Here is a 24,889-nt window from a genome sequence, read left to right on the forward strand (position 1 = left end):
GATATGTGTGGAATTGTAGGCGCTGTCGCCGAACGTAATGTAGTAGAGATCCTTCTTGAAGGACTCAAACGTCTGGAATACCGTGGTTATGATTCAGCAGGTGTGGCCCTGCTTGATAACGGCGATCTCAATCGCATCCGCCGCACTGGCAAAGTGCAGGCGCTGGCCGATGCAGTAGCCGAAGAGGGCGCGCCGGGCACGACCGGTATTGCTCATACCCGCTGGGCTACCCATGGCGGCGTAACGGAAAGCAACGCGCACCCTCACACTTCACGGGAACGTATCGCTGTGGTGCATAACGGTATTATTGAAAACTACATCGATTTACGTGAAAAGCTCAGTGCGCAGGGCTATACATTTACCAGCGACACAGATACCGAAACCATTGCCCATACTGTTCATGCTGAGCTAGAAAAGGGCGCGGATTTACTCAAGGCCGTGCAGAATTCCGTCGCCCAGTTTCATGGTGCTTATGGTACCGTAATCATGGACCGCGAAGACCCTTCAAAAATGGTAGTGGCACGTTCTGGTAGCCCGCTGGTCATTGGTCTTGGTTTAGGTGAAAACTTTATTGCTTCTGATCAAATGGCATTACTGCCAGTGACCCGCCGTTTTATCTTCCTAGAAGAAGGTGATGTGGCGCAGGTAACCCGTCGTGAAGTATTGATTTTTGACAGTAACGGCGAACCGGTCGAGCGTGAAGTTATTGAGTCCAATATCGAGCATGACGCGGGCGATAAAGCCGGCTATCGCCACTATATGCTGAAAGAAATTCATGAGCAGCCTACTGTGGTTCGCAATACGCTCAAGGACCGCCTGGACGAGCACGGACTGATGACCAATATCTTTGGCGAGCAGGCCGTCGATATACTGGCCAAAGTTAAGCATGTACAAATTATCGCCTGCGGCACCAGCTATCATGCCGGCATGACAGCACGCTACTGGCTTGAGCAGTATGCTAATGTATCCTGCGGTATCGAAATCGCGTCTGAATTCAGGTACCGCAAATCAGTAGTGCATGAAAACAGTCTGTTGGTTACCATCTCTCAGTCAGGTGAAACCGCGGATACGCTGGCGGCACTTCGTCTGGCCAAGGATTTGGGCTATATGGCCAGCCTAACCATTTGTAACGTACCCGGCTCGTCACTGGTCCGCGAATCAGACATGGCGTTTATGACCAAAGCCGGTGCCGAAATCGGGGTAGCCTCCACCAAGGCCTTTACCACCCAGCTTACGGCCTTTTTGATGCTAACCCTGGCTATCGGTGAGCACAACGGTATGACCAGTCAGGACAAGGAACAAATTGTGAGTGGCCTGCATAGTCTGCCGGCGAAGCTGGAAGAAACGCTGACCATCAGCGAGGGGATCGAAGACTTAGCTGAGGAGTTTGCTGATAAAAATCACAGCCTGTTCTTAGGTCGTGGTGATCAATATCCTATCGCCATGGAAGGGGCGCTGAAACTCAAAGAGATTTCCTATATTCACGCCGAAGCCTATGCCTCTGGTGAGCTTAAACATGGTCCGCTGGCGTTGATTGATGATGAAATGCCGGTCATCGTCGTGGCACCCAACAATGAATTACTGGAAAAGTTAAAATCCAATGTTGAGGAAGTCCGCGCCCGAGGCGGTATTATGTACGTGTTTGCCGATAAAGATGCCAACTTTAAAGGCGACGAGTCCATGCGGGTCATCAATGTGCCTCACTGCGAACCGTCCATTGCGCCGATTATCTATACCCTGCCTCTGCAACTGCTGTCCTATTATGTCGCTCTGATCAAAGGAACCGACGTTGACCAGCCGCGTAATCTGGCAAAATCAGTTACAGTGGAATAGTTGATACATAAACCCTGACGGTGTTAATGAAGCAACATGACTTGTTGCGTAATTATATAAGCAAGCCTGTATTCGATGTGTAATCGGGTTCAGGCTTGTTAGTTTTGACCTGTTAAGGGTATTTTATCCTGTTGACGCTTATTCAAACTTGCTGACATTCCGCTCCACACATTTTGGTAATAAACCGTCTACGCTGCACAGTGCCACTGTTAATCAAAAACATTGTTGCACAATTGGTTATAACACGAAGCTTGCTATTAATATAACGTTTGCACTCGCCCGGGCCGGGTCGTGAATTGTCACTTTGTAAGGGTTGACGTGGTTTGGATGAGGTAAGCTTTTTTTATTTATCTGACACTATGGGACATTTTTGTTGCTAAGCTTTTCAATCGGGCCTTTTTCAATATCAGCATACGCTGCGTTTACCGTCTTTTTCATCTTTGTCTTCTGGGCGGTGGCGCGTCTGCTTACCCGAAAAAATGAAAGCCCGGAAGATGTTTCGGATAATATCTTCCGGGCTTTGGTTATCGGCGTAGTGGCTGCCAGGGCAGTATTTGTTCTGTCCTTTTGGGAGGTTTACCAACAGGATCTGTTTTCGGTGATTGATATTCGGGACGGAGGGTTTAATACCACAATAGGTTGGTTTAGCGGTCTCTTGATATTGCTGGCTTGCACCCGCAATAAGCGTGAGCATATGTCAGCTTATCTAAAAGCCGCAGTAATGGCGGCTGTTATCATCGCACCGCTGGCGTTGGTCAACCTTTTGTTGACTAACGAGCAGTCTATCTGGCCGATTCAGTTGCAACGCGCAGATGGCACTGCGGTAATGGTCGAGCATCAAACTGGCAAGCCTGTAGTGATCAACTTCTGGGCCTCATGGTGCCCGCCATGCCGAAGAGAGATGCCTGTACTTGTCGAGGCCCAGAACGATTACGCTGACATCACATTTATTTTTGTGAACCAACAGGATTCAACGTCTGATGCATTACATTTTCTGCGTAAGAACAACCTGGAGATTGCAAATATATATTTTGACCCAGTCGGTCAAACAGCCAGACAACTGGGAATATCGGGCCTGCCTTCGACCTTATTTTTTGATGCGAACGGCAATCTTGTCACCAGTCATATGGGCGAGGTATCCAGGGCGAGTCTGCTACACAATGTGCAACAGCTTGTCACAGATTCCGCTGAAAAATAGAGATTAACGCTAAAAAGATGCGCCCTCTCAGGGATGAGCGGTATTCACACTTGTCAAAGACAGCTTCTCATCAAGAACTAAAAAGTTTGCCCACGCCCCTGGGCGAAGCTGTCCAATTTGCTGATGCTGCAAAAACGCAGCCGGGGTAGAGGTGGCCATTTGCAACGTATCGGGCACATTGATACCCACAATGTGATGAGTGTTTCTGACCGCCTCAATCATAGTAAGGTTGGAGCCTGCCAGCGTGCCATCTGCCAGATTCAGCGTTTTGCCTTGCTGATAAACAGTTTCGCCCTGATACACAAAATAATCGATATCACTGCCTGCCGGGGCCATAGCATCGGTGATAAGCATGGTTTTATCGGCGCCTTTCAGGCGCATGGCCAATGCAATGCTGGCCGGATGAACATGGTGCGTATCGTTAATAAGGCCGCAGTATACGTGCTCGTGATACAACGCACTGCCGACCACACCCGGCTCCCGGCTGGTCAGTGGTGACATGGCATTGTAAAGGTGGGTCGCGCCGGTGGCCCCGGCAGTAAACGCTTCACTGGCCTGATCAAAAGTGGCATTGGTATGGCCCAGGCTAACAATGACGCCTAATGCAATCAGCTTGTTTATATCGGCGACAGAAACCGTTTCTGGTGCGACAGTCACCATAACCCGACCTATGTCTTTGCGACTGAAAAGTGCCAACTCTTGATCACTGATACTGCGCAAATACTCGCTGCTGTGCATGCCTTTTTTGGCCTGACTCAGATGTGGCCCCTCAAAATGGATGCCGACAAAACAGGCAGGGTCCTTCGCATGAGCCTGAGCCTGAGCATCCGCGGCTTTTTGCATTACCGCGATGTCATCGGTAATGATGGTTGGCATCATGCTGGTAGTACCAAATTGGCGGTGAGCCTCGGCCATAGTGAGAAGCGTGGCGACGCTGGGTTTATCATTAAACTGCACACCGCCGCCGCCGTTAACCTGGACATCGACAAAGCCAGGGGTAACCAGGCCGGTAAAATGTTCAGCCTCGCTGAAACTGGATAAAGAAGCATTCTGCAGCAACGATGTGATACGCCCTCTATCAACGCTAAACAATACGCTTTCAAGCATGGTGTGCCCGTCGAAAAGTCGGTCGGCAAAGTACTGTTTCATCATTCCTCTTTATGGGGGTTATGTGTCAGATTGTTAGCCATTGTCCGGGCGAGCAATACCGCGCCCTGTACCGGCGTGGATAGGGGAGCCCGTAACTTGTTAGCCTCTTCCGGCGCAAGCCACTGTTGCCAGGCCGGTGCCAGACCGCCGGTCATGGCGATACGCGGTGGCTTGTAACCTTCTATCACGGTAAGTATCCGGCTTAGATATTGTGCGCCCTGCTGCATAATACTTATCGCATTAGGCTCGGCCTGGGCGGCCAGCGCAATAACCTCAGGCGCAAGCGCTGCATAATCGCAGGACTGATAATGCAGGGTCATGGCAACCAGTGCCTGCGCCGATTGTGTATCAAATTTGTGGCAAAGATGCCGGGTCAGCGCGTTGTCAGGATGCATGCCATCGAGGGTTTGCAACGTAAACGAAAGCGCTCGCCAGCCCAGCCAGGCGCCTGAGGCTTCATCACCTAACGGAAAACCGTGACCGCCGATGATTCGCTTCGCACCACCTATATTCACGTACGCGGAGCTGCCGGTCCCGGTGATAATCAATGCGCCCGTTTCACTGCCGTGCGCGCCAGCGCAGGCAATATGTAAATCGGTAGTCATGTTGGCAGTATGCACCGGTAGTGACCACTGAAGAGCGGCTTCTGCATACTTTTGAATATTGAAGCCGGCCAGGCCAATCACCGTGGGAATATTGGCAAAGTCCATGGCTGAGATGCCAGTGCGCTGACGAAGCTGTTCACACGCTTGACAGACAGAGTCATACGCCGTGGCTACGTTCTGGGCCACGTTGGCTGGACCGGTAACAACCTCTCCGATTAATTCGCCTTGAAGCGTCTCTAGCCTGGCCAGGCATTTTGTCCCACCACCATCAATCCCCAGAACCCAGTTCGACACTGCCACTTTGCCTTTTTGACTGTTTTGATGCCAAACAGTGTACCCTGAAGCGTATCAAAACCCTACTTATCTGAGCCCGGTATGGACTGTGAAGCCGATTGGGCCCGGGCAAACTGACTATCCCTAAATGCCAGTTGTCTGGGATTGGCTCGCCCGTAGCTCATAAGATTACGGTGCGAGGTATAGGTAAGATTTAACAGCACCCGTCGCTCATGACCTTGCGTACGCTTATGCAGCACTTCTACATTTTCAAAAAATACCGTACCAGCCGGGCCGGTTATCGCATTTATTGCGTGACCATGTTCATTTTCAGCCTCTTTGTCACTGATCAAACCTTTTAATAGTGTGCTTAACCGCATCTTTTTATGGGAGCCTTTGATGGCAACATGATGAGAACTGTTAAGGCTCACATCGGTAAGGTAAACAAATACGTTCAATGACTGCCAGCCGGCATAGTCGAAGTGAAAATGATTTTGTGCACCTTTGGTCTTACTGGCTTCCGGGTTGGTCACAAATAGTGAGGATTCCACCAACACCGGTTCACATCCTAAGTACTCGCCGACTACATTTAACAACGCCGGGTCGTCAGCAATGCGGGCAATTTTTTCATTAGCCTGATGGGTTTGATGATACTCCTGTGCAGGCAACTGGTCAGTAAACCGGCACAGGGCGTCGACAAAAGGGGCGGGCAGTACACCCGCCACACAGACACCGTCTTGTCGAAGTGTTGCTGAAATAGTTTTTATATCAAGATCAGGCATCAGTGAGGCGGCGTTTACCCGCCACTCAGCGGGGCCACGAAAAAACCGTATAGCGTTTATAAACAGGTGCCGCCACGGGCCAAAGTGAATTAACTGACGGACAATTCTGATAGCGTTAGCCAGCTTAAGCTGACGTGCCCAGCGACGTAGAGTATTAAATAAAAGCGAGCAAACTTTCGCGCCCTGAGAGGGGTAGTAATGCATGGTGCCAATCCTTGGTACATATTCCTTCGCTTATCTTTGAATGAAAACTAAGCAAAAATCAATGCAAATACGTTGGATGACAGATAAAAATGGACAAAATTTATTGTTTACTCGGTGAGAACTTTTGCAGTTTTCGCTGCAATGTTCGCCTGTGCATGCCCAATGTTTTTGCGGTGGCCGAAATATTGCCATCATTCGCATGCAGCACGCGCTGTATATGTTCCCATTCTACCTGCGCAGGCGTCATGGGAAGTAAAGTAGCAGTGGGTGGCGCCGCGTCTATATTAAGCCGGGTCAGTAATTCCTGAAATCCAACCGGCTTTGCGATGTAGTCGGTGGCCCCCTTTTTAATGGCGGCCACGGTGGTAGCAATGCTTGCATAGCCGGTCATGATGATAAGATGTGTTGGAGTAAATCGCGCTGCGAGCGCCTCAACAAACGACAGACCAACTTCATCATTATCCAGCATCATGTCTAGCAGGATGGCATCAACATTGTTCGGATCTGCTTTCATTGCCTCAGATGCTGTCCCAAAGGTGTTTACCTCATAATGGGTGACGTTTGTGAAACGGCGCGCCAACACCTCTGTCAGACGCGCATCGTCATCAATAATGAGCAACTTCATCCGGTAACCTGCTGCGCATAAGCGATGGTACGGGCAGGAAGGGTTATCTCGGTAACTGCTTTGTCATTGCTATGCGACCATTGCACGAGCCCGCCGAATTTTTCAATGGTGGCATTGCTGATAGCCGCGCCGACGCCACTGCCGGTTTGCGATGTTACCAGGCGCTTTCCCAGCGCATCCAGACGCAGGCTATCGGCGTCATTCACTTTATTGATAAAAATAAGTCGCCATGTGTCGTCGGTAATCTTCAGTGAGAAACTTACCCAGCCATCACCGGCTCGCTCACTGGCTTCGCAGGCATTGAGCAAGATGCTGCTTAATGCGGGTAGTAATGTGCGGTCAGCGTAAATCTGACTGTTCTGCACGTCGGGTAGCTGAGGCCAGGTGATTTGTGATTCGGGACGTGCCAGCATAACCACATGACGTAATGAACGAATAACCTCGGCCGGGTGAAAGGGCACAAACCTGGCCAGACGTACATCATCGGCGACATTGCGCCACTCGTCCAGCATGGCCTGTAGCCGCTGAAACTGCTCATCAATGTCGTTTACTAATGTTACTGAGCCTGCTTCCTGTGCTTCTTCGATAAGCAGCTGGGCGGTTTGAATGGGTGACGCAGCATCATGGGTAAGCTGTGCCGCGGCCGTGCCAATGGCCAGAAGCTGTTCATCCCGCAGTTGCCGCTCTCTAAGTATCTGTAAAGCGCGGGACTGCTGATTTAGCTGGTACCGAAAGTACGTAACGACCGCCGTAATAAGCAGGGAGGTCAGCACAAAGCCAATGATCATATTCTGGCTGTGCGCTGCCATCGTGGTATTGCCGGCATGAACAGAGGGCAAATAGAGCTGGCTTATCTGCCCACCCAGACTGACCAGAATAATTACCGATGCCCACACCGCAGGCAGCACCATAAGCCCTAGTACCAGTGGAACCAGTAGTATCATGCTAAACGGATTGCTGGCAGCGCCATTAAGGGCAATCAGGCTGTTAAGAGCAACAATTTCCAGCATCAGTACGATAGTTGCCAGCCAAGGGGCAAACTTTTCGTCACGAAACAAGTAGGTGTAGAACAATAACAGCATGGGGCAGTCCGAAGTTACTCTGACAGGTAAGATGCGTTAATCAGAAATGATATTCAATACCGAAATTCAATGAACGCCCAGGGCCATCGAGCTGGGCAAAACCGTTTTCAGGATTTTGCTTAAAGTCAGCAATGCTGACGCCGCCAAGGGGCAACTGGTATTGTTTGTCCAACAGGTTGTCTACTGCCAGTTCAATTTTCCAGTTATCCACAATCACCTGGGTTTGCAGGTTAATCACAGAGTAGGCATCCGTGCTGTTTTCCAACCTTAGCGGATCAGTATCAAACTTATTGCCTGTCCATTGCCACTGAACGCTCGATTGCCAGTCACCCTTACTGTGGGTCAACTGCATCTGGTTTTGTACCGGTTGAATCTGGTACAGCGGTGCATCAGAATCTTTGCGGATACCATCTTGCCAAGTAAACGTATTACTGAGTTGCCATTGGCCGGTTTGGTTATCTGCTACCAGCCAGCCAGCCTCTATCGATATACCCATTAACCGCGCATCAAGATTGGTAAACTGAAGCTGATTGCGCTGGGTCTGCGCCAGGCCTGACTGATTGAATTCGCCGATTTTCTGTACATCGATATAATCATCAGCGTGGGTGTACCATACATCCGCAGAGTAGGTCCGTCGTTGTGACTCGAATGTGTACATCGCAGATGCTGTATAGGCGGTTTCAGGTGCCAGGTCGATATTGCCGACATATCCGTTGCCGTCGGCGAACCAGCCAATCATGGTGGTGGCCATAACACCGCGTCCCCAGGTGTAGCGCTCGTACAGCGAAGGCACACGATTTTTACGCGCCAGACCAAACGAGACTTTCTGTTCAGCGTCAATGTCATAGGAGGCCTGCGCACTGATATCGACCAGCGTATCCTGCTGGTCCCGGTCGGCCATATTAAATGCCATAGCGGCGTCTGCATCCGGATTTGCCATAGACATTGCCATACCGCCGCCCATAGCCATAGCGCCGTCGCTGTATGGCTGAACCGGCCCGGTATCTGTCGTAACATATTCGACTCTGGTGCCTGCTGTTACCGACCAGTCACGATATGGCTGTCCGGAAACTTCAGCATATAATGCGGCGCGCTCACGTTTACCATCATTGATATTTACGTAATCGTTCGGGCCCATCATCATGCTGCCTTCAATGGCAGGCCACCTGTCGTCGAGTGTGTTGGCGTAATACTCCTGACCAACAACAAGGTCGTAATCAGTGGTTAATGGCATTTCCCACGCTAGTTTCAGGGCAATATCCTGTGAGTCAGTATTCATTGGCATGGTGCCAGGCTTTTCACTGGTGAAAAAGCCCATTTCGTGGCTGACATCGCGAAATACGGCCTGCGTATCAAGCTGTACATCACTAAAATGACGACGGTATTTTGCGTTTATTGCATAAGATCGATTATCCGTCATATCCATATACTGTCCGGCAAAACCCTGATAGGGAATCGACTGATAGGAGAGCTTAACCACACCCATCTGATGGGCATCTTCATACCCGAATGTGAGCGCGTGACTTTGTGCTTTGTAAAGCGTATCAAGTACTTTTTCGCCTGCGCCATTTTCGTAGCTGTCGGCTTCTTCACTTTGTCCTGCATAGCTGGCATACCAGGTGTCGTTAGCGATACTGGCGCTCAGATAATAGGTATTACGGTTGTTGACGCTTTTATGATGAAAGCCGGCTTCGCCTGAAACAACTGGTGCATCGACTTCACCAAAGACCGGTGTGAGAGTATCAACCACTATGACACCAGCAATGTTATCACCGCCCGCACTAACGGGTGATACACCAGATAAGACATTGATACTGCTTATCTTTGATGTTGTTACATAGGACAGGGGCGGGTTCATCTGATTACCGCAAGCCGCGGTGATGGGCGCACCATCAGCCAGAATCTGAATTCTGTCACCCATCATACCGTTGAGCACAGGCAGCGGCGACAATCCACCGCCCGCAGCAAAGTTCACCTGTTGCTCTGAAAGTGCTTTTTCAAGCTGGTCGGTGGACGATGTATCTAATGCCCTGCCGGTTATTTCTATTGATTCGATTGTATCGGCATAGGTGGTGGCTGAAAGAATACTGCTAAGAATGACTGGGTAAATTAATTTCACGTGGAAGGCTCCCGAAAACGTCAGGCGCCAATATTAATCGCAGAGGGGGGGCCAGACCATGCGGCAAAATGTCGCATGGTCTGAACGACTGCTAATGGCAGCAGCTGGATTCTGACGGCGAGGTGCGTAGCTTTTCACTTACCATCTGCCAGATTGTTTTAAGCATTAATAAACCCAGCACGATAGCACATAGTGCATATAGCATCTGCGTGCCCTGACCATGCTCATGCATAGCGCCAGCTGTGACAATCAGATCCTGCCAGGCGAATGCGGCGACCGCCCAGTTCAGCAAATAGCCCAGACCGATACTGGCAGTTAATACCGAAAACAAATACAGTGCCAGCGAGCGGCGCCCCAGCTCTTTTAGCATCATGCCCATAGTAGACACGTTGGTGGCTGGTCCGGCCAATAAGAACACTAATACCGCGCCAGGAGATAAGCCCGCCGCCAGAAAACCTACCGCTAATGGTGTAGACGCCGTGGCACAGATGTACATGGGCACGCCAATCACCGCCATTAACAGCATGGCAACCAGGCCGTCGCCCCAGCGGGTGAGGAAGTCGGTGGGCACCCAGGTCTGGATAGCCGCTGCCAGGGCAAGGCCGAACAGCAACCAAACAGTAATATCAGACAATAGCTGACCGGTGGAAAACTGCCACATTGAGCGTAGCTTATCTGACGTCTTCGATTGCTTAATTGTCGGATGATTACTACCACACGATGTGGCGGGCGCGTCGGTGTCGCAGCACTGAGCTTGCGCGTTGCTACTTTCAGACGCCGCAGACGGTGTGTTTTTTTCGCTGCTGCAACAACCTGAAGAGGCTGCTTTATCAGCTGGCGTGACGGTAGCAGTATCATCCGGGCCACCGAAAAATTTAACCATCAGACCGGCATAAATGGCACTGGATATTGCTGCCACGGGGCGCACGATTGCATACAGAGGCCCCAGCAAAGCATAAGAAACAGAAATTGAGTCGACACCGGTTTCTGGCGTCGAAACTAAAAAAGATACCGTAGCGGGTTTCGAAGCGCCACTTCGGCGCAGACCGACAGCGGCCGGAATAACGCCACAGGAGCACAATGGCAAAGGCGCGCCAATAACTGCGGCCTTGGTTACGGCACCTACACTGTTGCTGCCCATATGCCGCTGCAGCAGGCTTACCGGCACTAATTCGTGCATGATCGCTGCCACCAGTAAACCCAGTAACAGCCACGGGGCTGACTCTATAAACAAAGCCAGAAAGTTTTGTGCTAACAAATAGACATCATTCATAAGGGATCATCCGACTCCAGTAACTGCAGAATTGAGCAATTTTCGACACTTTCGGGGCCGCCACTACAGGCGGTATGAAGCTGTACCAAAGAACGCTGAATGCGTTCAAGCTCGGCGATTTTTTCACTCACGCTGGCAAGCTTTTGCTGTGTCCGCTGCTTGACCTCGTGGCAGGTATGCACGTCAGGATGTAGCTTGAGATCAAGTAATTCGCCAATTTCCTCAAGCGTAAAACCCACATGTTTGGCGCGCTGCACAAACAGTAAGCGAGTCACATCCTCGTGATCGAATAAACGATAGCCACTGGCTGACCGGACGGACGCCTTAATCAGCCCTTTGCTTTCGTAGAAGCGAATGGTATCTACCGACACATTTGCCCGGCGGGCCAGCTCGCCGATTTTTAACATAGACACTGTATTCATGTTGGCAAGTATAAACCCTGGAGTCTACTCCAGGGTCAAGAGAAATATCCAATCTGCAGATTATTGTTGCTGAGAGAAAATTAAAATACTGTAGGGGCGCAATGTTATCTGATTGTTATGAAGGGAAAAATCCGCGGTAATATCTTCATGTTGCCACGCAAAAAGACATTGCGGAGTTTCTGGTAAGCCTTCCAGCTGATATGCATTTGCTTCGCTATTGGCTAAATTCAGATAGACCCATACCGGTTGCTCGTTATTCTCAGTAGTACGCTTAAAGCCAATCACTTTATGGGTATGGTCTTCATGCACAAACTCGGTAACGGCGCCGGTCAATCCTGCACTACCGCCGTGAGCATTGGTGCGCAGCGCGACAAGTGAGCTGAATGCAGCCACGATATCTTTAAATTTTTCCCGGCGCGGCCAGTCAATGTCATGATCATCACTGAACCATCCATGCTGTTTAAACTCTTGGCCCTGAAACAGCATTGGGATACCGCAAGCTGTAAGCACCAGGGCGGCGGCCACCACTGCTTTGTTATGGGCAAAAAAGTCATCATCCACATTTCCAGGTGCCACTTCCTCTACAAGACGTGCGCTGCCATTTGCAACTTCATCATGTGACTCCGTATAAATAACCCGGGAAAATGGCCGCTCGCTATAGGTAGATGAGATTGCATCTTTTATACAGGCTAAGTCAATGTCGCTGTCAGCGCTGGCTAATAACGCTCCGCGCACCGGATGAACAAAACCGGCATCCCATTGAGCGGTAAAGCCGCAGCCATCAGGCAAACCATCGGTGATAAAGTGATGGCTGTGCAAGTCTTCAGCGATGGTGATTTTGTGGTTGAACTCATCCGCCACCACCTGAGTTATCTGCTGAATTAATGTGTAAGCTTCAGGGATTGTATCGCTACCATCGTCCAGACCTGAAATCGTGCGCATATAGGGCACCATATCCAGGCGCAAACCATCTGCCCGAAACTCACTCAGCCACATTCTTGCGTTATCGATAAAATACTGGCGCACTTCAGCGCGGCCATAATCAGGCCGGGTATCTCCCCAGGGCGTATTGGAGCGCTCATCATTATAAAAATAAATACCGCCCTTATCGTTTTCATTCCAGCCGTCAAACTGCCACATGTCAAGATCGCCCGGGCCAAGATGATTGTAGACTACGTCCAGAATAACGCCCATTCCGCGCTGGTGTGCTGCATCTATAAAACGCTTCAGACCATCGGGGCCGCCATATGCTTCTTCAATAGCAAAGGGATAGGCGGGGTTGTATCCCCAGCTTTGATCTCCGGCAAACTCATAAACGGGCATGAGCTCGATCATATTGATACCCAAATCCTTCAAGGTATCCAAACGCTTTATTGCAAGGTCGAAGGTGCCGATTTGTTGCGCGTGTTTGCCAAAAGTTCCGATGTGCAGTTCGTAAATTACCTGCTGGTGAATTGGAGCGGGTGTAAAACTCTCTGTCTGCCAGATAAAGTTATCATCATAAATGATGCTATTGCCGCTGCTATTGGTCAGATAACGGGCCCGTGGATCATTTTTGTGCAACTGACTACCATTGGCGTCTTCCACTACAAACTGGTATTGCTGCTCATTTTGCGCAGCATCACACTGACACCACCAGATACCTTGTTCGGTAGCGGTCATTGGCATGGCAGTCCAGTCATTAAAATCACCGGTCAGGGCCACTGATTTAGCATTGGGGGCCCAAACCGAAAACTGATAACCGGCTGCTGCCGGGGAAACGCCGAGTCGTCCGTCAAATGCAGACATGGTTGCTCTCCAAAAGTGCGCCGCACGTCGGCGCACTTTGAGCTTAGCAAACACAGTGCCATAGTGATGTAGTTTTAGACAAAAGTGTATATCGGCCTGTGCCATGAGTGAACACAGCCCGATGTGTGTATAGGTGAACGGTCTTCTGCTCATCGGTACAAAATGAATAGAAGAAATTACCGAATCCTACAGGCCTTACCGGTCAAAAATACTCATTACAAGTAGCTAACTGGCCCTCTAGTCCGGCGCTTTGCCCAATACTGTTTTTTCTTTTGTTTGTTTACTGTGGTCAAGGGCCTCATTGAGTTCTTTGAAGGGAAACAGTACCGGATCCTCGACGATAATCAGCCCCGCCTGCACATCATCCAGCAATGCTTCGCCCTCTAGCATGAGTTCATGCCAGTCTTGTGCGCTGCCGTAGTCATGTAACGCCCCAAGTGCTACTTCATGATAAGAAATGGTTCGGGTAAATGCAGGATCCACGGGTTTTTCGATACGGCCCTGAATGCATACTACGTGACCATTGGCAGTAAGTAACGGGACAAGACCTGCGGCATTGTCGGGCCCCACTGCATCAATTACGGCAAAGTACTGTTGCCGGAGATCATCGGCGCTGCGATGCACAGCGGCAACCCCCAGTGTCTGTGCTTCTTCACTGGTAAGACTGCCGGATAGCGCATGCACTTCAAAATCTGCGCGTGTTAGCAACTGTACTGCAATCTTGTTCACCGAGCCCATTCCGGCAACCAGCACTTTACTGCCAGGCTTGGGGGGAATTTTGCTTACCGCCTGCCAGGCAGTGAGCATAGGACAGGGCAGAGCAGCGGCAAATTCGTAAGACATTTTGCCAGGAAGTTGCATTACCCGGCTGGCCTTGACCACCGTGCAGGCAGCAAAGCTACCATTTAGCTTTAAAGACTGATGATAGGCTATGCGCTGGCCAACCATCTCATCATCAATTCCTTTGCCAGTCGCAATCACTATACCTGTGCCATCCACGCCGGGAACTCGGCCTTTAGGCCAGTTTAGCGGATTATCATCAATAAATTTCCAATCAACCGGGTTAATACCGCTAGCGCTGTTCTCAATCAAAATTTCATCATCCGCTAACCTGGGCGTTTCGAGGCTCTCCCGATAAAGTGAGCGACCGGCCTTTTGAAAATGCCATGCTGGAAATGCTGTGTCTGTCATAATGATAATCCTGCTCACCTAACTTGTATTGCAAATACAATGTGTGTGAAGCGTTGGTGAATTGAAAAGGTCTGTAGCTTAAACGGCCAACAGGCCCCAGTTGGTTTAGTTAATAACCAAATACTCTGGAGCCTACTGGTAAAGCGATGCTTTCTTGCGCGCACCTTTTGCCACCGCGCGATGCTCATATATTGCCGATGCTAAATAAAATGACTGGACACATACGCCCTGAACACATACGCTAATACATATATCTGAAATAATGTATGTGTGTATGCCCGTTTTAGCTTTTTACAAATGTCTGGCCGATGACACTCGGCTGAAAATTTTATTACTGCTGGTGGCCCACAAGCAGCTTTGTGTCTGCGACCTGACTGATGCGCTGCAATCAAGCCAGCCAAAAATCTCCCGGCACCTGGCCGACTTGCGAAAGTGTAAGTTGGTCGAGGCTGAGCGACGGGGTAAGTGGATGTATTACCATTTGCATCCGAGGCTACCCGATTGGGCGAAAACTGTGCTGTTTACTACCGAAGCATCCCATCAATCTTACCTTGAAGAGGCGAACCGCAATCTAACAAATGCCTCTGCCACAAACTGTCAGGATACGTGATCATGAAAATTTTATTTATATGCACCCATAACCGGTGTCGCAGTGTGTTGAGCGAGGCGATAGTCAACCACATCGCCGGTGCAACAATTCTGGCTAAAAGTGCCGGCAGTGAACCGGCCGGGCAGGTACATCCTCTGACCCTAAAATACTTAGCGGCAGCCGGTTATTCCACCACAGGCCTGCAAAGTCAGTCGTGGGACGATTTTGAACAGTTTGAACCTGGTGTAGTGATAACGGTGTGCGATGCCGCCGCAGGTGAAGCCTGCCCGGTATACTTTTCCCGCTCACTCAAAGTGCATTGGGGGTTACCGGATCCGTCTAAAGTTTCAGAGAGTGAAGAACAGCAAAAACGCGCTTTTGAAGAGGTTATCTCAGAAGTAGAGCGGCGAGCGCATGCACTAAATGCGATAGCAAAGGCTGATTTGGAGGGCGATGCATTGCGGGTTGCTCTGAATAAACTAGGTGCTCAGTAAAAGGAGTCATGTATGGGAATGTTTGAGCGCTACTTATCGCTTTGGGTAGCATTATGCATTGTAGTCGGGGTTGCCGCAGGAAAATTGGCGCCGGACGTTTTTGCCGCTGTATCGCAATTTGAGGTGGCACATGTCAATCTGGTGGTAGCGGTACTCATCTGGCTGATGATTTACCCCATCATGATTCAGGTAGACTTCGCGGCGCTCAAAGATGTGGGCAAAAAGCCGAAAGGGCTGGTGCTTACGCTGGTCATTAACTGGCTGATAAAGCCGTTTACTATGGCTTTATTAGGTTGGCTGTTCTTCAAAGGGCTGTTTGCTGAATGGGTTGATCCACAGACCGCAAACGAATACATCGCCGGGATGATTTTACTGGGTGTGGCGCCGTGTACAGCCATGGTATTTGTGTGGAGCCATTTAACCCGGGGCGATGCTAACTATACGCTGGTCCAGGTATCGGTCAATGATGTCATTATGATTTTTGCTTTTGCCCCATTAGCCGGTCTGTTATTGGGCGTCTCAGATATTGCCGTGCCGTGGGACACATTGCTTTTGTCGGTAGTGCTGTATGTAATTTTGCCCCTGGTGGCGGGCCTGATTACTCGAAGGGAGCTACTTAAACGGGACGAGCAAGCGGTCACATCGCTGGTTAATAAACTAAAGCCGCTGTCGATTCTCGGGTTACTGGCAACACTGATTTTACTGTTCAGTTTTCAGGCTACGAGTATTTTAGAAAAGCCGCAAAGTATTGTGTTAATTGCCATACCCTTACTCATTCAGACGTATGGGATTTTTGCCATAGCGTACTTCCTGGCTAAACGACTACGATTACCCCACAACGTTGCTGCACCGGCGTGTATGATAGGCACCTCAAACTTTTTTGAGCTGGCAGTCGCCGTCGCTATTTCGCTATTCGGCCTGCACTCCGGCGCCGCACTGGCTACTGTGGTTGGCGTGCTGGTGGAAGTACCGGTAATGCTTTCACTGGTCTGGTTTGCTAACCGAACACGCCACTGGTTTGACTAATAACCTCTGGGTCTGAGCTTACCGCGTTTCCAGAACGAAGCGCCCTCGTAGGGCGCTTCGTCTTCGACCATAAAGGTTTTGTCTGCCACAATTTTGCCATCCAGCTCCAGTGTCATGCGCCATGGCCCGGTTTTATTTGAAACCGGCTCCCACAGTGTATCTCCAAGATAAAAATCCCAGTCATTGTTGCCTACATATTCTATACCCTCGAAAGGGGGCATAATCTCACCGTCTTCATCAGGAATGTCTGGATGAAAAACGCAGTATCTGAGTTTTGCGTTTTTAGCCCGTTTGATATTGACGATATAGCCAAATTCAATGTTCAGTTCACCAGGGATAGATGTGGTGAACCGATCAATTTTCGGCAGAGCTTTTGACCTGGCGTCCCAGTGTTTATAAATGCCGTAACTGACAATTTCCACAGAGGGTTTGTGTTTCGCCATAGCTATCTCTTCTTCTGGTTAACTCCAGCGGCAAAGGATAGCAGAACAAGATGAGCAGGATAAGAGACCCGGTACAGGATTGCACCGGGCAAAGAGATCTAGCTAATCCACTTTTCAGTGACTTCAATAACCCGCTTGGCGTATGCTTTTGCGGTTTCCAAGTCACCTTTAGGCGGCGCTTCATCGGCATCTGAATCAACCGGCGATTGTGCCATCAGCCCGATAAACCCGCCAACATAATTGATATCATCGCGGCTGGCATCTTTGGTATTGGACGGTTTCATGCCCATGTTTGCCCACAACATACCGTGCTGGCCTGCCAGTGTGACGAAATAATGCAAGGTGGAATGTTTGTCGCCATTCATAGAGCCTGAATTGGTAAAGCCAGCGGCAACTTTGTTTCGCCATTTATCCTCAAACCAGCGTTCACTGGTAGCATCAGCAAATTTTTTGAATTGCCAGGATGCCATACCCATGTAGGTTGGCGAGCCGAAAACAATGGCATCGGCATCATCAAGTACCGACCACTGCCCGTCTGTGATGTCGCCATTCTCGTCAATTTCGATTAATGTGCTTTGAGTTTTAGCGTTTTCTTCAAGTTCTGCGAAAAATGCCTCTGCCAATCTTTTGGTATGGCCATAGCCGCTGTGAAATACCACTGCAATTTTCATAATCTCTCCTGAGTTTCAAGGTATTGATACCTACTTACGAAAGTTGGTTACAAAAAGTGCTGTTGAGCGAATCTAGCGAAGGGGTTCATACAAAAAAACCGCGCAGTAGCGCGGTTTTTTTGGGCTATCATCCAGGCTTTATTTTGATTTGCCCTGATTAGCCACAGAGTTAACCATTTTTTTGATTTCTTCCGGATCGCCAAGGTACTCTTTCGAGATAGGCTTCATATCTTCGTCCAGCTCATAAACCAGTGGAACGCCCGTTGGAATATTCAGTTCCAGCACTTCTTCTTCGCTCATACCGTCCAGATATTTCACGAGTGCACGTAAACTGTTCCCATGCGCAGCAATAATAATGCGCTTACCATCCTGAATACTGGGCCGAATAACATCGTGCCAGTAGGGAAGGACCCGTTCGATGGTTAATTTAAGGCTCTCGGCACGTGGCAGGATGGCAGGGTCGATGTGTCTGTATCGACGGTCATGACCTGGAAAATGCTCGCTATCGGTTTCCACAGACGGGGGCGGCACATCAAAACTGCGACGCCACATTTTTACCTGCTCTTCACCATGCTTCTCAGCAGTTTCTGCTTTGTCCAGCCCGGTGAGCGCGCCGTAATGACGCTCATTCAGCCGCCAGTGGCGTTCAACTGGCAGATAGTGCTGCCCCATCTCTTCCAGTGATAGATTAAGGGTTTTAATAGCGCGCAACAGAACAGATGTATACGCTAAATCGAATTCAAAGCCGGCGTCCTGGAGCAATTTACCCGCATTGATTGCCTGAGCGACACCGGTTTCAGTCAGGTCGACGTCATGCCATCCGGTGAAGCGATTTTCAAGATTCCATTGGCTTTCGCCGTGGCGAATAAGTACCAGTTTATACATAAAAAAATTACCCTTTGAGGCTAAGTTTGATTCAAAATATGCGCTGCATGTTAGCCAACAGCCAGCCTGACCACTTTCATCAGGCTATCATCTATCATAGCAGCCAAAAAATCTAGCCAGACCACGCCCATAAATGACTGGCACGAGTTGTGCAACATGCTCTTGTGAATCAGGACAAAGTGACATCTACCGGCGCGCTGGCTTTATACATCATTAATAATGCGCTTGCTCCACTTAGACGTTACGCATACTTAGAAGCAGAGGTTGTTATGTGTTTTAGATATACATTAAGTCAGTCACAAGTGCGCAAGCCACAGGCTCCTGCACAAGATGATCACGCTATGAAAGCAACCAAACGTTATCATTATAAGCCACGTGGTTCACGCTCTTCTGTGCTTACTAATAAACCACGTAAAATCAAGCATTAAAGCTGGTCAGATTACAATCCTCTAGTCAGAGGATTGTAATTCAGTTGCTTGCTGTGTCTTTCTCACTATAGCTTCGAGAAACGGCGATTTGAAACGGTCAAAATCTTCGATATGGGGCAGATGCCCCAGGCCTTCAAGCTCAACCACCGTGACTGCCTGATTGCGTTGTTTAATTTGTTGGCCGAGCTTATCGTAACGACCCAACTCCCGTTCGATACCTGATTTTTTAAGGTCCCTGCCTGGCGCGGTGCGATCTCTGGTTCCCAGAATTAGTGTCACCGGGAGATCGAGGTATTTAAATTCCTCAATCACAGGCTGGGTAAGAAGCATATCGTAAGTTAGCGCACTTACTTTGGCCAAAATGGGCCAGTCCGGGCCCTGCACCCAGCCGATCAGAAATTCGGCATGTTCTGCATAACGCTCATTCCACTTTCCATCGTAATAATTTTTCTTCTGGTAGTTAACAATGTCTTCCGGCATCTTTTTCAACTCACTGCGGTAAGTTGTATTAACATCCGGATAATTTTCGTAAATCAGATAATTTTCCAGACCAATGGGGTTTACCAGAACCAGGCGCTGCGCAGTTTTACCGTACATGAGAGAAAAACGCGTGGCCAGCATGCCTCCCATTGAATGGCCCACAACAATAGTTTTATTGATATTGAGCTTATCGAGTAAGGTTTTGGTGTTGTTTGCCAGAGCAGCAAAACTATACTGATAGTCGGTGGGCTTATCTGATTTACCAAAGCCGATCTGGTCGGGCATCAAGACGCCGTAGCCCTGGTCACTCAGCCAGTTCGCCGTGGTTTGCCAGTAGGCGCCGTTAAAGTTTTTGCCGTGAAAAAGCGTAACAACCGGAAAATCATCTTTTGGCGGTAAATACATGTACGCCATACTCAGATCATTGCCCTGGCTCGAAATGGTGACCCTGTGAACCTCGAAAGGGTAGGGCTTACCGGTTAACGTGGCGTCATACTTAAGCTGCTCGTAGTCATCAACGTTGGTACGTTGGGCGTGCGTTGCAAGCGTAAAAAATAAGGCAAGCAACATAATCGGCCATGCTTTCATTTTGTTTCCCTGGCGCTGTATAGTAATCCCTTTATACCGAAACGTCGGCGCACGGTTCAATCGGCTGTTTTTTTACTCTGTATTCTGACCGCGAAAAAACGGTCTGCAATGGTCCCAGGTCGGTATGGCCGGCGCCCCGCCGACGTAATTATTATTTTAAGGATGCTCTATGTCGCACGATTATCATTACTATGAACCTCAAAATGGCCATGGGCTTGCGCACGACCCTTTTAATGCCATTATTGCGCCTCGTCCCATCGGCTGGATTTCAAGTCAGGATAACGACGGACAGGTAAACCTTGCGCCTTACAGCTTTTTCAATGCCTTTAACTATGTCCCTCCTATCATTGGCTTTGCCAGTGTGGGCTATAAAGATACTGTTCGCAATATAGAGCAAACCGGCGAGTTCTGCTGGAATCTGGTCAGCGAGCCATTGATGGAAAAAATGAATCAAACCAGTGCCAGTGTTAGCAGCGATGTTGATGAATTTTCAGTGGGAAATCTGAAAAAAGCACAGTCGCGCTGTGTGGCCGTACCTCATGTTGCTGATAGCCCGGTTATTATGGAGTGTAAAAAAACGCAGATAGTCAGGTTAAAAAATAAAGCGCAGGAAGACGTTGATACCTGGATGATATTTGGTGAAGTCGTGGCAGTGCATATTGATAAAACTGTTATCAAAGATGGCGTTTACCAAACCGTGGCGGGTAAACCCGTACTGCGCGGTGGCGGCACCGGCGATTATTTTACGATTGATGAAGCGGGCAAACGCATCATGCCACGCCCGGGTTAGTCGCCAGGCGTCGGTGCGGTGCGGATTATCAAACCTAGGCGGGCCGGTCACGCCTGGGTTTATGAACAGTTCTGACAATATTGATAGAATGCGTGGCCAGGCGTACCTCCACTAAAAATAGCAACAGCGCGCAGATGAGCAGTAACATAGCCAGTACAAACAATATGATGATAGGCATTTTTAGATCTATTACCAGCAATGAACCGGCGAAAAGCAGACCAATTACCAGGCAAATCATCAGCCCTGAAGCGACACAAAAACCGATGGCCCAGTTGGCCGCCCTGACCCGGCTCCACAGAACAATGATTTCCTGCTTTGAACGCTCTACCAGCTGTGGGTCCGCCAGTGTCTCAATCTGGCGTTCCGCAATTCTGACACGGTCCGAGATTCGTCCAAGCCGGCCGGACATGACGCCTAAGAAGCCGGCGATACCAGTCAAAAGAAATACCGGTGCAACAGAAAATTCGATAAGCTGTGACAAACTAGGTATTAAGGTATCCATGGTAATGTCCTTGTGTTCAATTAACTCTGCGGAGGATGCAAATCCCCGGCCTGATTGACAAAAAAATCAATGCAGTGACGATGAGTCATATGACAATATGCTGCTACTCAGCATAAAAACTGATAGTGAACCGCGGTTTGAACCGTATTAACCTTAGCTCTGTCGCGCCAGCCATATGCATTTAACGCAAGTGTAAATGGCTGGAACGATTAAAACAGGGTTAATTATGAAACGTATCGTGGTTGTGGGGGGCGGAGCAGGCGGCCTTGAGCTTGTTACCCGGTTGAGCAATTCGCTGGGCAAATCAGAAAAAGCGGAGGTGGTGTTGGTCGACCGCTCGCGCACGCATGTCTGGAAACCGTTGCTACACGAAGTCGCTGCCGGGGTTATCGATAAGAACTCAGATGGTGTTGATTACCGGATGCACGCGGTCAAACATCATTACCGCTTTGAACTGGGCGAATTGGTGGACATACACCGGGAGTCCAAAAAAATCCAGCTGAGTCCTCTGTATGATGAAAAAGGGGTGGAAATCCTTCCCGAGCGAACCATAAGTTACGACTATCTGGTTCTGGCGATGGGGAGTGTTTGTAATGATTTCGGGACCCCCGGCGTTAAAGATCATTGCTATACACTTGATTCCCTTGATCAGGCTGAAAAGTTCCATCGTGCACTGCTCAATCAGCTGTTGCGGATTAATCAGTCAGAAGTCGATAAAACTGCCTTACAGGTGGGTATTGTGGGCGCCGGGGCCACAGGTACCGAACTGGCTGCACAGCTTCATCACATCGCGAATCTTGCCAAAGCGTATGGCATGCCAGGTATGTCCTCAGACCGGTTGAACGTCACTATTATTGAGGCTGGTCCACGTATTTTACCTGCGCTGCCAGAGAAAATTGCTGCCTCTGCAAAACAAGCGTTGCAAAAACTTGGCATTACCCTGCGCGAAGGAACAATGGTCTCAAAAGCTAGTGAGGAGGGCTTCATTACCAGTGAGGATGAGCTCATCAAAGCTGATCTTATGGTCTGGTCGGCAGGGGTTAAGGCGCCGGACTTTTTGGTTGAGATGGATGTATTTGAAACAAATAAGGCTAACCAAATCCTGGTCAACAAATACCTGCAAAGCACAGTTGATGACCATATTCTGGTAATTGGCGACTGTGCCGGCTTTGAGCAGGACGATGGTTCCTGGGTCCCGCCACGGGCGCAGTCAGCCCACCAAATGGCCAGTACCGCGGGTGATAATATTATCAATTTACTCAAGGGTAAGTCGCTGGAAACTTTCACCTATAAGGATTATGGCTCGCTGGTGCATTTAAGTCGATACAGTACCGTTGGCAGTCTGATGGGCTCACTGTCTAACAGCAGTATGTTTGTTGAGGGGCGGCTGGCAAAACTGGTCTATGTCTCATTGTATAACAACCATCAGTTCAGCGTGCATGGCTGGCTCAAAGGTATGATGACTTTATTAAGCCGTAAGGTGAGTAATATTGTCAGGCCGAAATTCAAACTGCACTAGGCAGTCTAGTTAATATGCACTTCAGCGGCGTTATAGTCTGGAGTGCATTATTCGGCAAACGTGTCGTTTATTGAGACCAGTGCCAGCTGAAATTTTATTTATCGCCCCTATACTACATTTTACGTCTCAACTGCTAAGGCTCTACTCTTGATTAAACACTGGCTCGCCATTGTAAGCTTACTATTGTTGTTGCCCATAGAGGCCAACGGCACCATAGTATCTGACAGGCAGGTAGTTCAGTGTAAGCCTGAGACCATTGCTGTCATATTGGGTCAGCTTGCCGCTGAATGTGCCGATGAACAGACAGACATCGATACAGACGTGTTATTTCAGGATGTGACAGCAGATGTTGTTCAACGTTGCTGGAGTCCGGATACCGCACTTTGCACAGGCTTTTCCCAACCCCGGCATTACACGCTTTCCATTCGGGCCCCCCCTCGTTCATTAGTTTAAGTTGCGTACAAATTAATGCAGCAAATGCTGCTTTTTCTTAAACAATGAATAAGGCATATTCCTATGCACACCCTATCTTTATTTAAAACAGATCCGTCTGACAGACTCGCATGGCCGCATGCTAATCAAGCGTTAACACTGGATTCTCCGGCAATGGATATCATTGCTGACTTTAGTATTTATGCTCCTTACCGGATAAGTTCAGCAACCCCTGCGGTAAATATTCTGCCCCTTTTGAAGCAGTCGCATGTTAGTGCAGCATTAGTGACGGACAGTCACGAAAGGTTTTGTGGGCTCATTACCCCCCAGGATGTTAGCGAAGAACGATTGCTACAAATTGTGGGCCGGGGTACCGCACGCGAGGATATATTTGCCGCAGACTGCATGCAGCCACGTGACCAGTTACACAGTGTTGCGTTTGATGAAGTACAGCGGGCCCGAATAAAGGACGTTGTTGAAACACTTTGCTCCTACGGACACCAGCATTGTTTGGTGACCGATCAGAAAAATCACGAAATCCGCGGCCTGATCAGTGCTGACGATATTGCTGAATTTTTAAAACTTCAGCTGGATATTCGCAGTCGCCCAACTTTTGCGGAACTGTCCCGCATATTAGCTGCCTGAGTAGATAGGTGCACTTGTCCGGGTCATTGCGAACGACCCGGACATTTGCGATAAAATCTATATTTATGGAGCAATTATTGCACAGAAGTAAATGGCTTTAAGTTTACTGATAAACTGTGACAATAGGAGTGATGGCGTGAAGATGGCAAATAACCCACCCGCGGTAGTAATGAAAGCTTTTACCTGGGCGTACGAAGAACTGGGCCTTAGCGTCCACGAGGCGGCTCAGTTGATGGGCGTATCTGAAAATGCATTACGTCAGACATCATTTGTCGGATTTGAGAGCACATCCAATGAAAGCGAGATGCAAATAGCGTTTATCCGCATGTACCATTTACTCTATGCTATGTCAGATGGGGATACTGCGCAGATGGTCAGCTGGTTTAATCGGCCCAATCCGCACTTGGGTGCTATTCCTAAAGAAACTTGTCATAACCTTGCCGGCATTAATTATATTAGTGATTACCTGCAATCCGAACAAAAAGAAAAACCGGTATCACCGCCCTCATTTATGCTTCCTGGACAGCCGCGCAAAGCGGGCAAACGACTTAACTACCGACGTTAATCTGCTGTAATCGTTACTTATTTGGAGACCTTTTACTTGGTCGCGTCTTTGTCATTTTAATCCCATGACAATAGGACACTTGACCTTGTCCCAGCCGCCCATTAAACCATAAGGCTCGATAATTATCTGGCGGAATGTCTGAATGCGTCAGACTATCCATTCGCCCAATATAAAGCGAACAAAATAAGCTTGATTGTCACTCAGTACGCTCCCTTTCGCTTCATTTTTCCATCATTGTGCAGAATTGCATCAAAACAGCTGCGAACCAACGCTTTTACCGCGCTATTC

General features: G+C 49.2%; 26 protein-coding genes. 11 read left to right on the forward strand and 15 right to left on the reverse strand.

The features are described from left to right. Positions 1–3: 3 nt before the first annotated feature. A complete protein-coding gene (gene glmS / locus F458_RS0105520; RefSeq protein ID WP_018982391.1) occupies positions 4–1,833 on the forward strand; it encodes a glutamine--fructose-6-phosphate transaminase (isomerizing) in 1,830 nt (609 codons plus the stop codon). Positions 1,834–2,206: 373 nt separating this feature from the next. Next, a complete protein-coding gene (locus F458_RS0105525; protein ID WP_169334828.1) occupies positions 2,207–3,031 on the forward strand; it encodes a TlpA disulfide reductase family protein in 825 nt (274 codons plus the stop codon). Between the two features lie 27 nt (positions 3,032–3,058). Here the strand turns inward: F458_RS0105525 and nagA are convergent, their stop codons facing one another. The 10 genes from nagA to F458_RS0105575 all read right to left on the reverse strand — a co-directional run bounded on the left by nagA (position 3,059) and on the right by F458_RS0105575 (position 14,544). Beyond that, positions 3,059–4,183, reverse strand: coding sequence for an N-acetylglucosamine-6-phosphate deacetylase (gene nagA / locus F458_RS0105530; RefSeq protein ID WP_026294526.1), 1,125 nt, complete (start codon positions 4,181–4,183; stop codon positions 3,059–3,061). Beyond that, complete coding sequence (locus F458_RS19095) at positions 4,180–5,079, reverse strand: BadF/BadG/BcrA/BcrD ATPase family protein (RefSeq protein ID WP_018982394.1); 900 nt, start codon at positions 5,077–5,079, stop codon at positions 4,180–4,182. Before F458_RS19095 ends, nagA begins: the two co-directional genes overlap by 4 nt. Positions 5,080–5,141: 62 nt before the next feature. Further along, positions 5,142–6,044, reverse strand: coding sequence for a phytanoyl-CoA dioxygenase family protein (locus F458_RS0105540; RefSeq protein ID WP_018982395.1), 903 nt, complete (start codon positions 6,042–6,044; stop codon positions 5,142–5,144). 100 nt (positions 6,045–6,144) lie between these two features. Next, positions 6,145–6,669, reverse strand: a complete 525-nt coding sequence (locus F458_RS0105545; RefSeq protein WP_018982396.1) for a response regulator transcription factor — start codon at positions 6,667–6,669, stop codon at positions 6,145–6,147. After that, a complete protein-coding gene (locus F458_RS0105550; RefSeq protein ID WP_018982397.1) occupies positions 6,666–7,751 on the reverse strand; it encodes an ATP-binding protein in 1,086 nt (361 codons plus the stop codon). Before F458_RS0105550 ends, F458_RS0105545 begins: the two co-directional genes overlap by 4 nt. 40 nt (positions 7,752–7,791) lie before the next feature. After that, on the reverse strand, positions 7,792–9,870 hold the full coding sequence (locus F458_RS19100) for a TonB-dependent receptor (RefSeq protein ID WP_018982398.1): 2,079 nt from the start codon (positions 9,868–9,870) through the stop codon (positions 7,792–7,794). A gap of 91 nt (positions 9,871–9,961) precedes the next feature. Further along, positions 9,962–11,143: an SO_0444 family Cu/Zn efflux transporter gene (locus tag F458_RS0105560; RefSeq protein ID WP_018982399.1), complete on the reverse strand. Its 1,182-nt coding sequence runs from the start codon at positions 11,141–11,143 to the stop codon at positions 9,962–9,964. Next, on the reverse strand, positions 11,140–11,565 hold the full coding sequence (gene zntR, locus F458_RS0105565) for a Zn(2+)-responsive transcriptional regulator (protein WP_018982400.1): 426 nt from the start codon (positions 11,563–11,565) through the stop codon (positions 11,140–11,142). Before zntR ends, F458_RS0105560 begins: the two co-directional genes overlap by 4 nt. Positions 11,566–11,625: 60 nt before the next feature. Further along, positions 11,626–13,353, reverse strand: coding sequence for an alpha-amylase family glycosyl hydrolase (locus tag F458_RS0105570; RefSeq protein ID WP_018982401.1), 1,728 nt, complete (start codon positions 13,351–13,353; stop codon positions 11,626–11,628). A 237-nt stretch (positions 13,354–13,590) separates the two neighbouring features. Beyond that, entirely contained in the window at positions 13,591–14,544 is a 954-nt protein-coding gene (locus F458_RS0105575; protein WP_018982402.1) for an alcohol dehydrogenase catalytic domain-containing protein, read from the reverse strand. A 274-nt stretch (positions 14,545–14,818) separates the two neighbouring features. Between F458_RS0105575 and F458_RS19105 the strand changes: the two genes are divergently transcribed. Genes F458_RS19105 through arsB form a run of 3 tightly spaced genes read left to right on the forward strand, consistent with a single transcriptional unit; the run spans position 14,819 to position 16,653 of the window. Continuing rightward, positions 14,819–15,154 (forward strand): metalloregulator ArsR/SmtB family transcription factor, encoded by a 336-nt coding sequence (locus F458_RS19105; protein ID WP_018982403.1) that lies wholly within the window; start codon positions 14,819–14,821, stop codon positions 15,152–15,154. Positions 15,155–15,156: 2 nt separating this feature from the next. Continuing rightward, a complete protein-coding gene (locus tag F458_RS0105585; RefSeq protein ID WP_018982404.1) occupies positions 15,157–15,627 on the forward strand; it encodes an arsenate reductase ArsC in 471 nt (156 codons plus the stop codon). 12 nt (positions 15,628–15,639) lie between these two features. Further along, entirely contained in the window at positions 15,640–16,653 is a 1,014-nt protein-coding gene (gene arsB / locus F458_RS0105590) for an ACR3 family arsenite efflux transporter (protein ID WP_018982405.1), read from the forward strand. On the opposite strand, the gene F458_RS0105595 is transcribed toward arsB, so the two are convergent. From F458_RS0105595 to gpmA, 3 genes are all read right to left on the reverse strand, one after another. Next, positions 16,650–17,096 carry a DUF3859 domain-containing protein gene (locus F458_RS0105595; RefSeq protein ID WP_018982406.1) on the reverse strand — a complete coding sequence of 149 codons (447 nt, stop codon included), beginning with the start codon at positions 17,094–17,096 and terminating at the stop codon, positions 16,650–16,652. The genes arsB and F458_RS0105595 overlap by 4 nt on opposite strands. 98 nt (positions 17,097–17,194) lie before the next feature. Beyond that, complete coding sequence (locus tag F458_RS0105600) at positions 17,195–17,767, reverse strand: flavodoxin family protein (protein ID WP_018982407.1); 573 nt, start codon at positions 17,765–17,767, stop codon at positions 17,195–17,197. Positions 17,768–17,905: 138 nt separating this feature from the next. Beyond that, positions 17,906–18,652: a 2,3-diphosphoglycerate-dependent phosphoglycerate mutase gene (gene gpmA, locus F458_RS0105605; RefSeq protein WP_018982408.1), complete on the reverse strand. Its 747-nt coding sequence runs from the start codon at positions 18,650–18,652 to the stop codon at positions 17,906–17,908. 149 nt (positions 18,653–18,801) lie between these two features. On the opposite strand from gpmA, the gene F458_RS0105615 reads away from it, so the two are divergent. Then, entirely contained in the window at positions 18,802–19,080 is a 279-nt protein-coding gene (locus F458_RS0105615; protein ID WP_018982409.1) for a hypothetical protein, read from the forward strand. A gap of 21 nt (positions 19,081–19,101) precedes the next feature. Here F458_RS0105615 and F458_RS0105620 read toward each other — a convergent pair whose 3' ends face one another. Beyond that, positions 19,102–20,148, reverse strand: coding sequence for an alpha/beta fold hydrolase (locus F458_RS0105620; RefSeq protein WP_018982410.1), 1,047 nt, complete (start codon positions 20,146–20,148; stop codon positions 19,102–19,104). A 169-nt stretch (positions 20,149–20,317) separates the two neighbouring features. Here F458_RS0105620 and F458_RS0105625 point away from each other — a divergent pair, with 169 nt between their 5' ends. Then, positions 20,318–20,938 (forward strand): flavin reductase family protein, encoded by a 621-nt coding sequence (locus F458_RS0105625; protein ID WP_018982411.1) that lies wholly within the window; start codon positions 20,318–20,320, stop codon positions 20,936–20,938. Between the two features lie 34 nt (positions 20,939–20,972). On the opposite strand, the gene F458_RS0105630 is transcribed toward F458_RS0105625, so the two are convergent. Next, positions 20,973–21,440 carry a DUF2721 domain-containing protein gene (locus F458_RS0105630; RefSeq protein WP_018982412.1) on the reverse strand — a complete coding sequence of 156 codons (468 nt, stop codon included), beginning with the start codon at positions 21,438–21,440 and terminating at the stop codon, positions 20,973–20,975. 226 nt (positions 21,441–21,666) lie between these two features. Here F458_RS0105630 and F458_RS0105635 point away from each other — a divergent pair, with 226 nt between their 5' ends. From F458_RS0105635 to F458_RS19110, 4 genes are all read left to right on the forward strand, one after another. Then, on the forward strand, positions 21,667–22,959 hold the full coding sequence (locus tag F458_RS0105635) for an NAD(P)/FAD-dependent oxidoreductase (protein ID WP_018982413.1): 1,293 nt from the start codon (positions 21,667–21,669) through the stop codon (positions 22,957–22,959). Between the two features lie 147 nt (positions 22,960–23,106). Next, on the forward strand, positions 23,107–23,412 hold the full coding sequence (locus tag F458_RS0105640; protein ID WP_018982414.1) for a hypothetical protein: 306 nt from the start codon (positions 23,107–23,109) through the stop codon (positions 23,410–23,412). A gap of 63 nt (positions 23,413–23,475) precedes the next feature. Then, on the forward strand, positions 23,476–24,036 hold the full coding sequence (locus F458_RS0105645; RefSeq protein WP_018982415.1) for a CBS domain-containing protein: 561 nt from the start codon (positions 23,476–23,478) through the stop codon (positions 24,034–24,036). Between the two features lie 142 nt (positions 24,037–24,178). Next, positions 24,179–24,601 (forward strand): antitoxin Xre/MbcA/ParS toxin-binding domain-containing protein, encoded by a 423-nt coding sequence (locus F458_RS19110; protein ID WP_018982416.1) that lies wholly within the window; start codon positions 24,179–24,181, stop codon positions 24,599–24,601. Positions 24,602–24,889 lie beyond the last annotated feature (288 nt).

The organism is Salinimonas chungwhensis DSM 16280, from assembly GCF_000378185.1.
Taxonomy (GTDB): domain Bacteria; phylum Pseudomonadota; class Gammaproteobacteria; order Enterobacterales; family Alteromonadaceae; genus Alteromonas; species Alteromonas chungwhensis.